Annotated in this window: 13 protein-coding genes; 7 read left to right on the top strand and 6 right to left on the bottom strand. The window is 71.4% G+C overall.

Features of this window, described 5'->3' with window-relative positions:
* Window positions 1–104 precede the first annotated feature (104 nt).
* Window positions 105–1,226 carry a tryptophan--tRNA ligase gene (gene trpS / locus HT134_RS27345; RefSeq protein ID WP_175603321.1) on the top strand — a complete coding sequence of 374 codons (1,122 nt, stop codon included), beginning with the start codon at window positions 105–107 and terminating at the stop codon, window positions 1,224–1,226.
* Between the two features lie 145 nt (window positions 1,227–1,371).
* On the top strand, window positions 1,372–1,611 hold the full coding sequence (locus HT134_RS27340; protein WP_175603320.1) for a hypothetical protein: 240 nt from the start codon (window positions 1,372–1,374) through the stop codon (window positions 1,609–1,611).
* 105 nt (window positions 1,612–1,716) lie between these two features.
* Here HT134_RS27340 and HT134_RS46015 read toward each other — a convergent pair whose 3' ends face one another.
* From HT134_RS46015 to HT134_RS27325, 4 genes are all read right to left on the bottom strand, one after another.
* A complete protein-coding gene (locus HT134_RS46015; RefSeq protein ID WP_246365521.1) occupies window positions 1,717–1,953 on the bottom strand; it encodes a hypothetical protein in 237 nt (78 codons plus the stop codon).
* Complete coding sequence (locus tag HT134_RS27335; RefSeq protein ID WP_246365617.1) at window positions 1,947–2,570, bottom strand: alpha/beta hydrolase family protein; 624 nt, start codon at window positions 2,568–2,570, stop codon at window positions 1,947–1,949. The genes HT134_RS46015 and HT134_RS27335 overlap by 7 nt, the downstream gene beginning before the upstream one ends.
* 327 nt (window positions 2,571–2,897) lie before the next feature.
* Complete coding sequence (locus tag HT134_RS27330) at window positions 2,898–4,979, bottom strand: ATP-binding protein (protein ID WP_175603319.1); 2,082 nt, start codon at window positions 4,977–4,979, stop codon at window positions 2,898–2,900.
* A complete protein-coding gene (locus tag HT134_RS27325) occupies window positions 4,976–7,315 on the bottom strand; it encodes an ATP-binding protein (protein WP_175603318.1) in 2,340 nt (779 codons plus the stop codon). The genes HT134_RS27330 and HT134_RS27325 overlap by 4 nt, the downstream gene beginning before the upstream one ends.
* Before the next feature lie 210 nt (window positions 7,316–7,525).
* Between HT134_RS27325 and HT134_RS27320 the strand changes: the two genes are divergently transcribed.
* Complete coding sequence (locus HT134_RS27320) at window positions 7,526–8,722, top strand: cytochrome P450 (protein WP_175603317.1); 1,197 nt, start codon at window positions 7,526–7,528, stop codon at window positions 8,720–8,722.
* 9 nt (window positions 8,723–8,731) lie between these two features.
* Here HT134_RS27320 and HT134_RS27315 read toward each other — a convergent pair whose 3' ends face one another.
* Window positions 8,732–9,526 (bottom strand): DeoR/GlpR family DNA-binding transcription regulator, encoded by a 795-nt coding sequence (locus HT134_RS27315; RefSeq protein WP_312888470.1) that lies wholly within the window; start codon window positions 9,524–9,526, stop codon window positions 8,732–8,734.
* A 288-nt stretch (window positions 9,527–9,814) separates the two neighbouring features.
* Here HT134_RS27315 and HT134_RS27310 point away from each other — a divergent pair, with 288 nt between their 5' ends.
* The 4 genes from HT134_RS27310 to HT134_RS27295 all read left to right on the top strand — a co-directional run bounded on the left by HT134_RS27310 (window position 9,815) and on the right by HT134_RS27295 (window position 15,290).
* Window positions 9,815–11,116 (top strand): extracellular solute-binding protein, encoded by a 1,302-nt coding sequence (locus HT134_RS27310; RefSeq protein WP_175603315.1) that lies wholly within the window; start codon window positions 9,815–9,817, stop codon window positions 11,114–11,116.
* Window positions 11,113–12,030: a carbohydrate ABC transporter permease gene (locus tag HT134_RS27305; protein ID WP_175603314.1), complete on the top strand. Its 918-nt coding sequence runs from the start codon at window positions 11,113–11,115 to the stop codon at window positions 12,028–12,030. The genes HT134_RS27310 and HT134_RS27305 overlap by 4 nt, the downstream gene beginning before the upstream one ends.
* Window positions 12,027–12,839 (top strand): carbohydrate ABC transporter permease, encoded by an 813-nt coding sequence (locus HT134_RS27300; protein ID WP_312888469.1) that lies wholly within the window; start codon window positions 12,027–12,029, stop codon window positions 12,837–12,839. Before HT134_RS27305 ends, HT134_RS27300 begins: the two co-directional genes overlap by 4 nt.
* Before the next feature lie 111 nt (window positions 12,840–12,950).
* Complete coding sequence (locus HT134_RS27295; protein WP_246365519.1) at window positions 12,951–15,290, top strand: LuxR C-terminal-related transcriptional regulator; 2,340 nt, start codon at window positions 12,951–12,953, stop codon at window positions 15,288–15,290.
* Window positions 15,291–15,449: 159 nt separating this feature from the next.
* Here HT134_RS27295 and HT134_RS46010 read toward each other — a convergent pair whose 3' ends face one another.
* On the bottom strand, window positions 15,450–15,644 hold the full coding sequence (locus HT134_RS46010; RefSeq protein WP_175589913.1) for a DUF5999 family protein: 195 nt from the start codon (window positions 15,642–15,644) through the stop codon (window positions 15,450–15,452).
* Window positions 15,645–15,714: the final 70 nt, after the last annotated feature.

Here is a 15,714-nt window from a genome sequence, read left to right as displayed (position 1 = left end):
TGAAGAAAAGGGCCGTTCGGACGGACGGCCCTTTTTGTGTTCCCTGGACCAGGGTCGTGGCGTCCTGACGGCGACACCGACCCGACCCACCAGGAGAGCACCTCATGGACACCACCCTGCAGGCCACGGATTCCGAGGCCCTCATCCCCGACCCAGCCGCGGGCTCCGCCGACCCGCTGAAGACGTCCGCCGCGCACGCCCGCAGCGCCGTCCTGGAGGAGCTGATCCGCCAGGATCCGGGGCGGTTCCGGGTGCTGACCGGTGACCGCCCCACCGGACGGCTGCATCTCGGGCACTACTTCGGCACGCTCCACAACCGGATACGGCTGCAGGACCTCGGCGTGGAGACGTACGTGATCATCGCGGACTACCAGGTCCTGACCGACCGCGACATCGCCGACAACCTGACCGAGTACGTCGAGGAGCTGGTCCTGGACTATCTCGCCATCGGCGTGGACCCGGCGCGCAGCACGATCTTCACGCACAGCGCCGTCCCTGCTCTCAACCAGCTCATGCTGCCGTTCCTCAGCCTCGTCTCCGTCGCCGAGCTCAACCGCAACCCCACGGTCAAGGACGAGATCGCCCACTCGCGCCAGTCCGCCGTCAGCGGCCTGATGTTCACCTACCCCGTCCACCAGGCCGCCGACATCCTGTTCTGCAAGGCCAACCTCGTCCCGGTCGGCCAGGACCAGCTCCCCCACCTGGAGATCACCCGGGCCGTCGCCCGCCGTTTCAACGACCGTTACGGCCACGGCGGCGCCGTGTTCCCCCGCCCAGACGCCCTGCTGTCGAGCGCGCCGCTGCTGCTCGGCATGGACGGCGCCAAGATGAGCAAGAGCAGGGGCAACGCCATCACCCTGGCCGCCGACGCCGACGAGACGGCCCGGCTGATCAAGGGAGCGAAGACCGACTCCGAGCGCTTCATCACCTACGACCCGGCCGCCCGCCCCGAGGTGTCCTCGCTGCTGCTCCTGGCGGGCCTGTGCCAGGACCGCGCCCCCGAGCAGATCGCCTCAGAGATCGGCTCCGCGGGAGCCGCCGCGCTGAAGAGGACCGTGACCGAGGCGGTCAACGAGTACCTGGCCCCGATCCGGGCCCGCCGGACCGAGTACGCGCAGGACCGTGCCTATCTGCGCCGGGTTCTGCGCGAGGGCAACGAGAGGGCCAACGCCGTGGCCGACGCCACGCTCGCCGAGGTGCGTACCGCCATGAACAGCCACTACTGAACGCAGCGGCGCCCGTGCGCCTACCCAGATTTCCCCAAGTTCGGACAAGATCGACAGATGCCCGTGTTCCTTGATCAACTAGCGTTACCGTGAGGCCATCCGCACGGCGGCGCGCCTGCGCCGCCCGTCGAGGAAGGACGATGTCTTGCGACAGAAAGCCGCACGGTTCGGCGTGACCCTCGCCATGGCCGGCACCCTCGCTGTCGGTGCCCTCGCCGCCGCCACCCCGGCCAGTGCCACGGCTACCGGCTGGAAGCCGTACAAGGGCTTCCGGACGCTTGAGAACTGCGTCAAGGCGGGGACGGCCAAGCTCATCATGGAGAACTACAAGGAGTACGACTGCCGCTGGGACAGCCCGTACTACATGCTCTGGCTGAGGAAGTAGCCGCGAGGCAGGAGACGGACCCCGTACCCGGTCGCGCCCCGCGTGCGCCTGACGTCGCGGCGCCTGACGTCGAGGCGGGCCGGTGTACGGACTCATGACGGGTTCTCAGCGGCAGCCCTCCGCCGACGGCGAGCAGAATCGGACCTCGGGGCAGCGCGCGGAGGCCTTGTCGAGCAGCGGCTGAGCCTTGCCGCGCAGGTGCAGGTCGAGGAAGGCTTCGACGTACGCGCGGGTGACGTTCACCGAGCGGGTTCCCTTCAGGTCGCCGCCGAGGTCCACACCGAGCTGCTGGAGCGGCATGTCGTAGTCGGTGAAGGACGGGTGCACCGCGCCCTTCACCACGAGCCAGCGCCTCCACCCGGCATGGTCTCCGGTGCGGCGGCCCCTCCGATGGACTGGCCCGCCATCGCGATCCGGGCGGGATCGATCAGGCCGGCGCCCTTCCACGTGGGGTCGGGACCGGTCAGCTGGTCGAGCACGAAGGAGATGTCGAGCGCGCGGTTCCGGATCACCTTCTGGCCGAAGCCGTCGGCATTGACGTTCTCGCAGGCGGCGCAGGTGGTCACGCGCCCGTCGGGGAAGGTGGTGGCGAAGTTCTCGTAGGTGTGGTCGACGCTCGCCACCACGTACCCTCTGCTCGCCAGGTCCTCGGCCAGGCTCGTGAGCGAACTGCGAGGCAAGGTGAAGCCGGGCGACATCACCACCAGCGGCAGGCTGTGGCGACGTCCCGCCGGCTCGGCGCCGGCTAAGGCGTTCGTCCGCGTCCGGCTCAGCCCGTCCGGCGGCATCTTCTCCAGTTCCTTGACGCCCGAGCCCTTCAGGAGCAGCGCCGACTCCTCGGGCGTGACGTACGGAGCTCGGCGGCCGTCGCGTGCCGCCGTCGGATACCACAGCGAGACCATGAGCTCCCTCGCTTCGGCCGTGGGAACCCACGGGTCGGGGCGAGAGGTGTCCGTCAGATGCAGGGACGTCGTGCCGACCCGGTGGGGGCCGGTCGGTTCGGGGAGGTGCGGCGCGCTCGGTGCCGCGGCAGCGGCGGGGCCCGGAGTCGAGTACAGCGCCCCCGGAACAGCGCCCTCGGTAGGATCCTTTCACCTCGTGCGCCTGATCGACGCCGAGGTCGCTCGGGTGGTACGTGAGGATCGTCTCCAGGTTCCGGCCGAGGTACTCGAAGATCTCGGGGGTCGGGAAGTACGGGTTGCAGGGGATGCAGACCTCCATGGGCACGCGTCGGACGTGGGGAGGTAGGCGCCCGCCCGTCACCCGGTTCAGGCCATGACCGGGTGTCAGGCGCCGATCGCACGAACCACGGCCCGGTCGAGGCCGTGCCGGGCCCCGTCGCGGAAGGCCGTGGTGAAGTCGCGGTCGCCCAGCACCCGCCGCGACTGTTCCACGCACCGCTCGTGCCACGTCGCGTGGTACCACAGCCGGGTCGGCGAGGAGTCCACCGCCTGCCACAGCGCGTGCGCCGCCCCGAGCACCCAGGCCGCCCGCGCGTGCTCCCCGTCCGCGCAGGCGATCCACGCCAGCACCTCCAGGCACTGGGTGAGGCACCAGCGGTCGTTGATCTGCGCGGTGAACGCGGCGGCCTCGCGCACCAGCGACTCCGCCCGCTCCCGGTCGTCCAGGCTCCAGGCGGCGATGCCGAGCGAGAGCTGGGCGTAGCCGCGCGACAGGGCCGCCCGGCGCGCCTCGCACAGCGCCAGCAGTTCCTTCCCCAGCGCGGCGGCCCGCTCCGGGGCGTGGACGGAGCCGTAGGTGGCCGCGAAGTACAGGTCCAGCGCCACGCCGGCCACGTCGTCCACGGCCCGGTGCAGGATGATCGACTCCTCCAGCAGCTCCAGCCCCCGGCGCGCGTCGCCGGCCACGTACGCGGCGATCCCCGAGGTGCGCACGACGTACGGCAGGAGGCGCTCGTCGCCGGTGGTCACCGCGAACTCGTGGCTCTCCGCCAGCCGGGGCATGGCCGAGGCCACGTCGCCCTGCCGCACGGCGAGCATGCTGTCCACCCAGAGCGCCGTGGCGCGCGCGGCGCACGGCTCGGGCGAGAGCTCCAGGCTGCGTTCCAGCCAGTAGCGACCCTCGGTGAGCGAGCCGGCGGGCAGGCTGAACGACCACATCGTCCCGGCGGTCTCCAGCGCGACGCCGCCCATGCCGGGCCGGCTGAGGGACAGCTCCAGGGCGGCGCGCACGTTCGGCTGCTCGCGCTGGAGCAGCCGGTAGCGGTCGAGCTGCTCGGGGACGAGCTCGTCCACCCGGTTGTCGCGGACCAGGGCGTGGTAGTGGCGGAGGTAGCGCCGGCGCATCATCCGGCCCTCGTCCGGCTGGAGCCGCTCACCGCCGTACGCGCGGATGCACTCCAGCATCCGGTACCGCATCCCGTCGTCGCAGCGCTCGCTGACCAGCACGGACTTGTCCACCAGCCCGGCGATCAGGTCGAACACCTCGCCGGCGGCGATCCCGTCGCCCTCGCAGACCGCCTCGGCGGTGTCCAGGTCCACGCCTCCCGGGAACAGCGACAGCCGGGCCCACAGCCGCTGCTCCGCCGGCGAGCACAGCCGGTAGCTCCAGTCCATGGTGGCGCGCAGCGTGCGGTGGCGCGGCAGCGTCACGGCGCACCCGGGGGCCGGGAGCTCCAGGAAGTCGTCCAGCTCGCGCATCAGCCCGTCGAGCCGCAGCGTGCGCAGCCGCACGGCGGCCAGCTCGATGGCCAGCGGGATCCCTTCGAGGCGCTGGGCCAGCCGCGCGACGGACTCCGCGTTGCGGACGTCGACCTCGAAGCCCGGCCACACGCTCGCCGCGCGGTCGGCGAACAGCCGCACCGCGTCGTGACCGGCGATCTCGCGCGGCGGGCAGGCGGGGTCGGGCACCGCCAGCGACGGCACCGCGAGCACCTGCTCGCCGTACACGCCGAGGATCTGCCGGCTGGTGGCCAGGATCCGGACGCGGGGCGCGCCGCGCAGGATCCGGTCCACCAGGCGGACGCAGTCCTGCAGCAGGTGCTCGCAGTTGTCGAGGACGAGCAGCATGCGCTTGTCCGACAGGTAGTCGACGAGCAGCGCCGTGGGGTCGGGCCCCTCGTCGCGCAGGCCCATGCCGGCCGCGACGGTGGCCACCAGCAGGTCGCCGGTCTCCAGCAGGCTCAGCTCGATCACGTGGACGCCGTCCTGGTACGTGCCGCGCAGCCCGTCGGCGATGCGCAGCGCCAGGCGGGTCTTGCCCACCCCGCCCGTGCCGGTCAGTGTCAGCAGCCGCTCCCGCGCCAGGATCTTGCGTGCCGCGGCCAGCTCCCTCCTGCGGCCGACGAAGCTCGACGCCTCCTTGGCGGGGTCCGGCCGGCCCCGGTCACCGTCCGCCACCGGTCTCATGGCGCGCCTCCCTGCTCGTCGGCGGGGCGTTCCTGGCGGCCGACCCAGGAGGCGATCTGCACACGCGAGCTGAAGCCGAGCTTGCTGAGGATGTTCTCGACGTGCCCCTCGGCGGTGCGCTGGGCGATGACCAGCGAGGCCGCGATGGCCTTGTTGCTCATGCCGCGCGCGACCAGCCGGGCGATCTCCATCTCCCGCTGGGTCAGCGGCGAGGACTCGCCGCGCCGCTCGTCGCCGCGCCCGGCGTCGCGCAGCGCGTACGCGACGACCTCGGCGGAGCTCATCGCCTTGCCCTTGCGGAAGGCCGTCTCGAACGAACGGTCGCCGACGGCGGCCCGCGCCGCCTCCTCGCACGCCTCGTGGTAGATCGACAGGCTGCCGAACAGCGGCCCGCCGAACCCCCGCCGGATCTCCTCCAGCCCGCCGAGCAGCGTCGCGGCCCGCCGCCCGTCGCCCTCCCCGGCCGCCATCCAGGCCAGCGCCTCGGCGCACAGCGCGATGCCGAGGGGGTCCTTGAACGGCTCCTTGAGCCTGATGGCCGCGCGCTCCATCTCGACCGCGCGCCGCGTGTCGCCCTGTTTCCACGCCTCGATCCCGTACGTCCACAGCGTGTACGACCGGAACCAGCGCTCCTCGCGGGTCTCGCACAGGCTCAGGCACTCCTCGAAGCTCCCGACCGCCTCGGCGGGCCGGCCGAGCAGCGACCGGGTGGTGCCGAGGTAGATGAGCGCGTTGGCGACGAGCATGTCGTCGCCGGCGCCCCGGCCGCAGGCCAGTGCCGCGTCGAGCAGCCGCTCCGCCTCGGGCAGGTCGCTCTGGAGGAGCGCGGCCAGCCCCTCGACGTACGCGGCGCCCCCTTCGGCGGTGTCGTCGCCGAGCGTGCGGGCGAGTTCGCGGTACTCCTTCAGCAGGGCGGCCGCCACCGCGAAGTCGCTCTGCAGCACCGCGATGCGCGCGTCGACGCCCAGCGCCCACAGGCGGGCCGGCACGGGGGCGGGGTCGGCGGCGAGCAGGTCGTCGAGCCAGCGGCGCGCCTCACGCGGGGCGTCGGCGGCGATCCAGTAGAAGCGCAGCGCCGCGGCCAGGACCATGCCCTGCTGGGCCTCGCCGGGCGTGCACAGGCAGTGGTCCAGCGCGGAGCGGAGGTTGTCGTGCTCCAGGCGCATGCGCTGGTACCAGGTCACCTGGGCGGGGCCGAACCACTCGTGGTGCATCCGGGTCGCCAGGTCCACGTACCAGGCGCGGTGGCGGCGGCGCAGCTCCGCCTCCTCGCCGGACTCGCGCAGCCGGTCGCGGCCGTACTGGCGGATGGTCTCCATCAGCCGGAAGCGCACCATCGGGCCGTGCTCCTCGCGCACCAGGATGGACTTGTCGACCAGGCCGGTGATCACGTCGACGATGTCCTCGGGGGCGATGCCGTCACCGGAGCAGACGTGCTCGGCCGCCTCCAGGTCGACGCTGCCGGAGAAGACCGACAGCCGAGCCCAGAGCAGCTGTTCCTGCTCGGTGCAGAGGGCGTGGCTGTAGTCGATGAGCGCTCGCAGCGTCTGCTGGCGCGGCAGGCGGGCCCGGGAGCCGGTGGTGAGGAGCCCGAAGCGGTCCTCCAGCCGGGCGAGGAGCTGGTCGGCGGAGATCACCCGCAGCCGCACGGCGGCCAGCTCGATGGCCAGCGGGATGCCGTCCAGGCCCCGGCAGATGCGCGCCACGGTCTCGCGGTTGTCGTCGGTGATCTCGAAGTCGGGCACGACGGCCTGGGCCCGCTCGGCGAACAGCCGCATCGCGTCGAACCGCTCGGCCGGCTCGCCGCCGGGGCGCGTGCCGTTCGTCCTGGGCACCGGCAGCGCGGGCACCACCATGGTCTGCTCGCCCGCGGCGCCGAGCGCCTGCCGGCTGGTGGCGAGGATGCGCAGGCCGGGCGCCGCGCGCACGAGCGTCGCGGCGAGGACCGCGCAGTCGCGGCGCAGGTGCTCGCAGTTGTCCAGCACCATGAGCGTCTGCCGCTCGCGCAGGTGGTCGGTGAGGACCTCCATGGGCTCGCGGGAGGAGTGGTCCATGATGCGCAGGCTCTCGATCAGCGCCTGGGCCAGCACCCCGGGGCTCTCCAGGGCGGCCAGCTCGATCAGGTAGACCCCGTCGGGGAAGGCGCGCTGCACCTCGGCGGCGACGCGCAGGGCGAGCCGGCTCTTGCCGACCCCGCCCACGCCGACGAGCGTCACCAGCCTGGAGCCGGCCAGCAGCCGCTTGACCTCGGCGATGTCGTGCCGGCGGCCCACGAAGCTGGTCAGCTCGGCCGGCAACCCGGCGGCGCTCCAGCTGTCAGTTCCCCGTGACGTCATGACTGCTCCACGACCCGATGGCCGGTCCCCTCCTCGCCGTCGCCGGCCGTCAAACTCAGCGTACGCCTCCTGCGTGAACCGCTTCCTGAGATCGTCGCAGGTCAGAGCCACGCCGAAGATCGGATCTCGCTGTGGATCTTGCGCATCGCCGACGGGTTGGTACCGTCTTCGTCAGGAGCGGTCAGGATCGCCGGTCACCCGGGGGGACACATGACGGACACCTCGCTGATGCCGCTGCACATGCGCCGGGACGGCTTCGGCCCCATCCCCGAGCTGGGCGCGCTGCGCGACGAGGAGGGCGTCCGGCGGGTCATGACCCCGTTCGGCGTGGAGGCGTGGCTGGTCACCCGCCACGCCGACGTCCGCGCGGTCCTCGGTGACGCCGAGCGCTTCCCGCTGGCCCAGATCGGCCTGGCCCGGCTGCCCGGCGCGCCGCCGGTCAGCGACGAGGAGCTGGCCGTGCTGCGGGCGGGCAACCTGCTGGCGCACGACCCGCCGGAGCACACGCGGCTGCGGCGGCTGCTGACCCCCGAGTTCACACTGCGCCGGATGCGCCGCCTGGAGCCGCGCGTCACGCAGATCGTCGAGGACCATCTGGACGCGATGGAGAAGGCGGGCCCGCCGGCCGACCTGGTGCAGGCGTTCGCGCTGCCGATCCCGTCGCTGGTGATCTGCGAGCTGCTGGGCGTCCCGTACGGCGACCGTGAGGGATTCCAGCACCGCACCAGCCGGATGCTCGACGTGTCGGTCCCGGTCGAGCAGCGCGTGAAGCTGCAGATCGAGTCGCGCGCCTACATGTCCGGGCTGGTCGAGCGGGTGATGGCCGACCCCGGCGAGGAGCTGCTGGGCATGCTGGTGCGCGAGCACGGCGACGAGCTGACACCGGCGGAGCTGGCCGGCATCGGCAGCCTGCTGCTGTTCGCCGGCCACGAGACCACCTCGAACATGCTCTCGCTCGGCACGCTGGCCCTGCTGCGCCACCCCGACCAGCTCCGGCTGCTGCGGGAGGAGCCCGAGCGGGCCGACGCCGCGGTGGAGGAGCTGCTGCGCTGGCTCAGCATCGTCCACTCCGGCACGAGCAAGGTCGCCGCCGCCGACACCGAGATCGCCGGGCAGCAGATCCGGGCGGGTGAGCTGGTCATCTGCGCGCTGCCGACCGCCAACCGCGACCCCGGCCTGCTGTCCGACCCCGACACGCTGGACATCACGCGGGGCGCCCCGGGCCATGTGGCCTTCGGCCACGGCGTCCACCACTGCCTGGGCGCGCCGCTGGCCCGCATGGAGATGCGGATCGCGTTCCCGGCGCTGCTGCGCAGGTTCCCGGAGCTGCGGCCGGCCGAGCCGGGGCCCGCCTTCCGCTCCTTCCACCTCGTGTACGGCCTGACCTCGCTGCCCGTCACCTGGTGAGCCGGGCCGCTACGGCTCGGTGACCTCGGCGACGTCCACCCGGTGGTGCCGGTCGCGCAGCCGCTGGATCGCCTCTTCCGGGGCGCGCGAGTCGACCACGATGATGTCGAACGCCTCCAGCGGGGCGACGCGGTGCAGGGCCACCCGGTCGAGCTTGGTGTGGTCCACCGCGAGGACGCAGCGTGTGCCGGAGGCGAGCATGGCCCGCTTGACCAGCACGATCTCCTGCTCCTGGTGGAAGGCGTGCCGGTCGGACACGGCGGAGGTGGAGACCACGACCGTGTCGGTGTTCATCGCCTCGACCGCGTCGACGCAGGCCACCCCGAGGAACGAGTCGTGCGTGGGGTAGTACTCGCCGCCGAGCGCCATGAGCCGGATGCCCGGCACGGGCGCGAGCAGCCGGATCGCCTCCAGGAAGTTCGTCACCACGGTCAGCGGGGTCACCTCGACCAGGTGCCGGGCGACGGCCAGCGCGGTCGTGGAGTCGTCGAACATGACCGAGCTGCCCGGCTCGATCAGCCCGACCACGTGCCGGGCGATCGCCTCCTTCTCCGCCGTCTGGGCGGTCTTGCGGTAGGCGATGTTGCTCTCGAACACGCTGGACGCCTGAGCGCTGGCGCCGCCGCGGAACTTGCGCACCATGCCCTGGCTCTCCAGCAGGTCCAGGTCGCGATGGACGGTCATCACGCTGACCTCGAAGATCTCCGCGAGCTCCGTCATCGAGACCGAACCCTGGCGCATGACGTGCTCGGCCATCGCCTGGCGCCTGGTGGCCCCACTGGCCGCGCGTGGACGCGACTTCACTGCTAGCGCTCCCATGTCTGGATGCCGATGTCTGGATGCTCGTACCGTGAGGGTCATGCCGCGTACGGCCGAGTTCGTTACGCGGACTCAATCTCTCACACCCTTGACACCTCGGGGAGTGGCTCATAGTCTCCACGCAACATCACAAGTTCACACTCTTTAGCGTTAGATTTAACGCCTCCCCTCAAGATGTCGTCAGCCGGCCCGGCATCTTGGCACCTCCCGATTAAAACGTTCGCATAACGCCCCACCCCCCGCCCGCGTGGGACCTGCCCGGAGGAGACCCCCATGACCGACCTACGCGAAGCCAGGATGAGCCGCGCCCAGTTCTTCCGCATGATGGGCGGGCTGGCGGCGGCCGCCGCGGCGACCGCCGCCTGCTCCACCAAGCCGCAGACCACCACCGCGCAGGGACAGCAGACCGCCACGCAGCTCAAGTTCGTCGGCGTCGCCGACCAGAAGGCCGCGATGGACCAGCTGGTCGCCGCCTACAAGCAGGTCAAGCCCGGCGTCTCCCTCACCACCACGTTCGCCCCCACCGACCAGGTGCAGACCTCGGTGCGCACGCAGCTCGGCGCCGGCAACGCCCCCGACCTGCACGTCGTCTACCCGGGCGACGGCAGCGCCATGTCGATGAGCCAGATCGCCAAGGCCGGCCTGCTCGCCGACCTGTCCGACCAGGCGTGGACCCAGACCATCCCCACCGGGTTCAAACCGGCCTTCCAGAACGACGGCAAGACCTACATGTACTCGGCGGGCTCGTCGGTCATCGGCGCCGTCTACAACACCAAGGCGTTCCAGAAGGCCGGCATCGACGCGCCGCCCACCACGTGGACCGAGTTCCTCGCCGTGTGCGACAAGCTGAAGAAGGCCGGGATCACCCCGATCGCGCTCGGCGCCCAGACGCCGTGGGTCACCCAGCTCATCACGTACGCGCTCGTCCCCTCCACCGTGTACGCCAAGGACCCGACCTTCGACGACAAGCAGCGCGCCGGGCAGACCAGCTTCGCCCAGTCGGGCTGGCGCCAGGCCATGGAGATGTACCTGGAGCTGCAGAAGCGCGGCTTCTTCAACGACAACCCCAACGGCACCACGTTCGAGCAGCAGACCTCCATGGTGGCCACCGGCAAGGCCGCCATGGCGATCCAGGTCTCGGCCGTGCTGCCCGACTTCCGCAAGTCGGCCACCAGCCCCTCCGACCTGTCGATGTTCCCCGTGCCGGGCGCGGACTCCGCCGACCAGGTGTGGATCCCCGCCGGCGTGGTCGTCGGCCTCGGCGCCTCCGCCAAGGGCAAGAACCTGGCCGAGGCCAAGGCGTTCATCGACTTCCTCGGCAAGCAGGAGAACATCAACCTCTGGGCCAAGGCCATCTCCGCCATCCCGCTCACCCAGGACGCCAGCTCCACCATCGACCCGGCCGTGCAGTCGTTCCTGCCGTTCACCAAGGACCGCGCCGTGCCGTTCATGGACCAGCGCTGGCCGAACGCCGAGGTGCAGCCCGTGCACTTCGCGGTCGTCCAGGAACTGCTCGCCGGAAAGATCAAGATTGACGACGCCCTGAAGAAGATGGACGAGGCATACGCCAAGTGACCGCGAACATCGCCCGCGGGAGCCTTCCCTCCACGGCCCGCAAGCCGTGGGGGAGGTTCAGCTCCCTGTCCCCGTCGTGGGTCTTCGCCCTGCCCGCGCTGCTCGTCTACGCCGCGGTCGTGCTCTACCCGAGCCTGGCCGGCATGGTCTACGCCTTCACCGACTGGAGCGGCATCGGCGAGGACAAGTCGTTCGTCGGGCTGGCCAACCTCACGGCCATGCTCCACGACGAGCAGGCCATGGGCTCGATCGGCAACACGCTGCTGCTGACCGTGACGATCGTCGCCGTGCAGAACGGCGTGGGCCTGCTGCTCGCGCTCGGCGTGCACGTCAAGCTCAGGAGCCGCGCCGTCCTGCGGGTGGTGTTCTTCGCCCCGGTCGTGGTCAGCCCCGTCATGGTGGCCTTCCTGTGGAAGTACATCTACAACCCCGACCCGGCCGCCGGGCTCAACGGCCTGCTCGGCACCCACATCGACTGGCTCGGCGACCCGTCGCTCGCGCTGTGGTCGATCGCCGGCACCGTGGTGTGGCAGTACGCGGGCTACTCGATGGTCATCTTCCTGGCGGGGCTGGAGGGGATCCCGCCGGAGCTGCACGAGGCGGCCATGATCGACGGCGCCGGGACGTGGCAGCGCTTCCGGTACGTCACCTGGCCGCTGCTCGCGCCGTCGCTGACCATCAACCTCATGCTGTCCACGATCGGCGGACTCAAGCTGTTCGACCAGGTCTTCGCGGCCACGAACGGCGGCCCCGGCTACGCCACCGAGACGCTCTCGACGGTCCTGTACAAGCAGGCGTTCGTCTTCGGCAAGTTCGGCTACAGCACGGCGATCGCGCTGGTGCTGGCGCTGTTCGTGGCGGCCGTGTCGATGGTGCAGCTCTACTATCTCCGCAACCGTGAGGTGGCCCAGTGAAGCGGACGTTCCTGCTGGAGATCGTCATGGTCGCCGTGGCCGTGGCGTTCCTCTTCCCGGTGTACGCGCTGATCACGCTGTCGCTGAAGGACCCGGCGCAGATCGCGCACAGCCCGCTCTCGCTGCCCGCGCCGCCCACGCTGGACAACTTCGACAAGGCGTGGACGGCGGCCGCGCTCGGCCCGTCGCTGGTCAACAGCACCGTGATCACCGTGGTCAGCCTGGTCGCGCTGGTGGCGCTCGGCTCGTTCGCGGCCTACTACCTGGCCCGGGCCCAGAGCCGCATGGGCTACGGGCTGTACATCCTGTTCCTGCTCGGCATCGTGCTGCCGTTCCAGCTCGGCATGATCCCGCTCTACCAGCTCGTGTCCGACCTCGGGCTCATCGGCAGCCACGCCGGGATGATCGTCTTCTACACGGGGATCCAGCTCCCGTTCACCGTGTTCCTCTACACCGGCTTCATCCGGGCCCTGCCGCGCGACTACGCCAGCGCCGCGCAGATCGACGGCGCCTCCCACTTCACCGCGTTCACCAAGGTGGTCTTCCCGCTGCTGCGGCCCATCACGGGCACGGTGCTGATCCTCAACGCCGTGTTCATCTGGAACGACTTCTTCACCCCGCTGCTGTACCTCGGCGGGTCCGGCTTCGAGACGATCCCGGTGAGCGTCTTCGCGTTCGTCGGCCAGTACGTCTCCGACCACGGCCTGGTCTTCGCCGGCCTGGTGCTCGGGGCGCTGCCGGTCGTCGTCGCCTTCCTGCTGCTGCAGCGCTACGTCATCAAGGGCTTCGCCAGCGGTCTCAAGGGATGAGCGGGCGCCGGGTCCCCGCCTTCCCACCCGTGGTGACCTGCGCATAACCTTGAGGGAACGGCTCGGGCGTAACCCGGTGGCCCGGCCGGCGGGGCTTTCATGATGCTGGCGATGAACGACACCAGGCGGCAGCAGTGCGTCAGGCTGCCCGCGGAGGTGACCAGCTTCGTTGGGCGTCGGCACGAGGTGGCCGAGGTCAAGCGACTGCTGTCCGCGTCACGCGCGGTCACCCTCACGGGCGTGGGCGGGGTCGGCAAGACCCGGCTGGCGCTGCGGGTCGGGCTGGACATGGCGCGCGACTTCCGCAGCGGCGTGTGGTTCGTCGAGCTGGGCGGGCTGGAGAGCCCCGACATGCTGGCCCAGGTCGTGATCGAGGCGCTGGAGATCCGCCACCAGAGCGCCGGCTCGCCGCTGCGGGTGCTCACCGACTTCCTCGCCGACAAGAGCGCCCTGATCATCCTGGACAACTGCGAGCATCTGGTCCGCGAGAGCGCCGTCCTCGCCGAGGCGCTGCTGCGCGCCGCGCCCGACCTGCGCATCCTGGCCACCAGCCGCGAGGCGCTGGGGTTCGCGGGCGAGCGGATCCTGCCGGTGCCGACGCTGCCCATGCCCGGGGCCGACGGCGCGGAGCTGCCCATCGAGTCGCTGGCGCGCTCGGACGCCGTGCGCCTGTTCACCGAGCGGGCCATGGCCGTCCTGCCGTCGTTCCAGCTCACCGAGGACAACCGCGACATCGTCCTGCAGATCTGCCGCCGGCTCGACGGCCTGCCGCTCGGCATCGAGCTGGCCGCCGTCCGGCTGCGCGCCCTGTCGCTGCGGCAGCTCCTGGACCGCCTGGACGACCGGTTCCGGCTGCTCACCGCCGGCTCCCCGGCCGAGCCGCCGCGCCACCAGACGCTGCGGGCGCTCATCGACTGGAGCTACGCGCTGTGCTCCGAGAAGGAGCGGATGCTGTGGGCGCGGGCGTCGGTCTTCGCGGGCGGCCTCGACCTGGAGGGCGCCGAGGCCGTCTGCTCCGGCGACGGCATCGACCGCGAGGAGGTGCTCGACCTCGTGTGCGCGCTGGTCTCCAAGTCCATCCTGATCAGGGAGGAGCACGGCTCGCGCGTCCGCTACCGGCTGCTGGAGATCATCCGTCAGTACGGCCTCGAACGGCTCAGCGCCCAGGGGGAGCAGGGCGAACTGCAGCGGCGCCACTGCGACTACTACCGGGAGCTCGCGGCCGAGGCCCGGGGGCAGCTCTTCGGACCCTCGCAGGTCGCCTGGTTCACCCGGCTGCGCCACGAGCACGCCAACCTGCACAGCGTCCTGGAACGCTGCCTGGCCGACCCCGACGAGGCCGGAGCCTGCCTGGAGATGGCCACCGACCTGCTCTACCACTGGATCACCGGCTTCTACCTGGGGGAGGGCCGCCGCTGGCTGGACCGCGCGCTCTCCAGCGGCGCGGGCTCCCCCGAGACGCGGGCGCGGGCGCTGTGGGCGGGAAGCTGGCTGGCCATCATCCAGGCCGACGTCCCGGCCGCGGCGGAGATGCTCAAGGAGAGCCAGAACCTGGGTGAGCGACTGGGGCTGGAGGACGTCCTCGGGTACGTCGCGCTGTACTCCGGGATGATCGCCATGTGCGAGGGCGACACCGACGGGGCCATCGAGCTGTACGAGCAGGCCCTGGCCCGGCACCGCGCCCTGGGCGACCCGGTGGGCACCACCCTGGCCCTCATCCGGCTCTCGCTGGCCCACTCCTTCCGCGGCGACTCCACCCGGGCCATCGCGATGGGCGACGAGTGCCTGGCCGTGGCCGACGCCTACGGGGAGGGCTGGCACAAGGCGTACATGATGATGGCGCTCGGCGTGGACGTCTGGCGGCAGGGCGACCTGGCGCGGGCCGCGGCGCTGGAGGCGGAGAGCCTGACCTTCAACCGCGCGCTCGGCGACCCGCTCGGCGTGGGGGTCAACCTGGAGGTGCTGGCCTGGATCGCCACCACCGAGCGCGACCACCGGCGGGCGGCGCGGCTGTACGGCATCCTGCGGACCATCTGGCAGATGATCGGCGCGCCGTTGTCCGGCTTCGGGCATCTGGCCCGCTACCACGAGCAGTGCGAGCGCCTCACCCGGGAGGCGCTCGGCCGTTCCCCCTTCGAGGCGGCCTTCGAGGAGGGCGCCCGGCTCTCCTACGACGAGGCGCTCGACTACGCGCTCCAGAGGGACGAGCGCGTCGGCGAGCGCTCCACCGGCGGCGGTGAGCGTCCGGCGGCCAAGGGAACCGGACCGCTCACCCGGAGGGAGACGGAGATCGCCCGGCTCGTCGCCCAGGGGCTGACCAACAAGGAGATCGCCACCGCCCTGGTGATCTCCCAGCGCACCGCCGAGAGTCACATCGAGCACATCATGAGCAAGCTCGGCTTCCACTCGCGGGCCCAGGTGGCGGTCTGGGTCAACGAGCACGACGGCTGACGCGGCCCGCGGGCGCGCGGGCGGTCAGGTCAGAACGGGAGGCGGCGGCCGGACGGCGTCCGCAGGTCCAAGCCGGACTGGCCGGAGCTCGGCTTCTTGGACTTGCGGATCTGGATCCTGCGCACGGATTGCTGTTCCTTTCGCGCTTGGTCTACCGCCTCAGGCGGCCGTTCCACAGCAGACGGGGCCGATGGAGACGCTTCGGCCGTCCGGCATCAGTTCGCCCGTGTCATCGAAGATCACTACGCCGTTGCAGAGGAGGCCCCACCCCTGCTCGGGGTGGAAGGCCACCAGTCGGGCGGCGTCGTGGCACGGGGCGTCCGCCGGTGGACACGGCGGCTGGTGCTGGCACATGGCTCGTCCCTCTCTCCTGCGGCTCGGGTCGGCTGAGCCCATGTCTAAGCACCTACACTGCCCGGTGCGG

It is taken from the genome of Nonomuraea rhodomycinica (assembly GCF_013363995.1).
GTDB lineage: Bacteria > Actinomycetota > Actinomycetes > Streptosporangiales > Streptosporangiaceae > Nonomuraea > Nonomuraea rhodomycinica.
Note: the sequence above shows the minus strand (reverse complement) of the source record. Positions and strands in the feature narration are given on the sequence as shown.

Coding starts and splice junctions, on each gene's coding strand:
- trpS (WP_175603321.1), top strand. CDS start 105: ATGGACACCACCCTGCAGGCCACGGATTCCGAGGCCCTCATCCCCGAC.
- HT134_RS27330 (WP_175603319.1), bottom strand. CDS start 4,979: ATGAGACCGGTGGCGGACGGTGACCGGGGCCGGCCGGACCCCGCCAAG.
- HT134_RS27325 (WP_175603318.1), bottom strand. CDS start 7,315: ATGACGTCACGGGGAACTGACAGCTGGAGCGCCGCCGGGTTGCCGGCC.
- HT134_RS27320 (WP_175603317.1), top strand. CDS start 7,526: ATGACGGACACCTCGCTGATGCCGCTGCACATGCGCCGGGACGGCTTC.
- HT134_RS27310 (WP_175603315.1), top strand. CDS start 9,815: ATGACCGACCTACGCGAAGCCAGGATGAGCCGCGCCCAGTTCTTCCGC.
- HT134_RS27295 (WP_246365519.1), top strand. CDS start 12,951: ATGAACGACACCAGGCGGCAGCAGTGCGTCAGGCTGCCCGCGGAGGTG.
- HT134_RS46010 (WP_175589913.1), bottom strand. CDS start 15,644: ATGTGCCAGCACCAGCCGCCGTGTCCACCGGCGGACGCCCCGTGCCAC.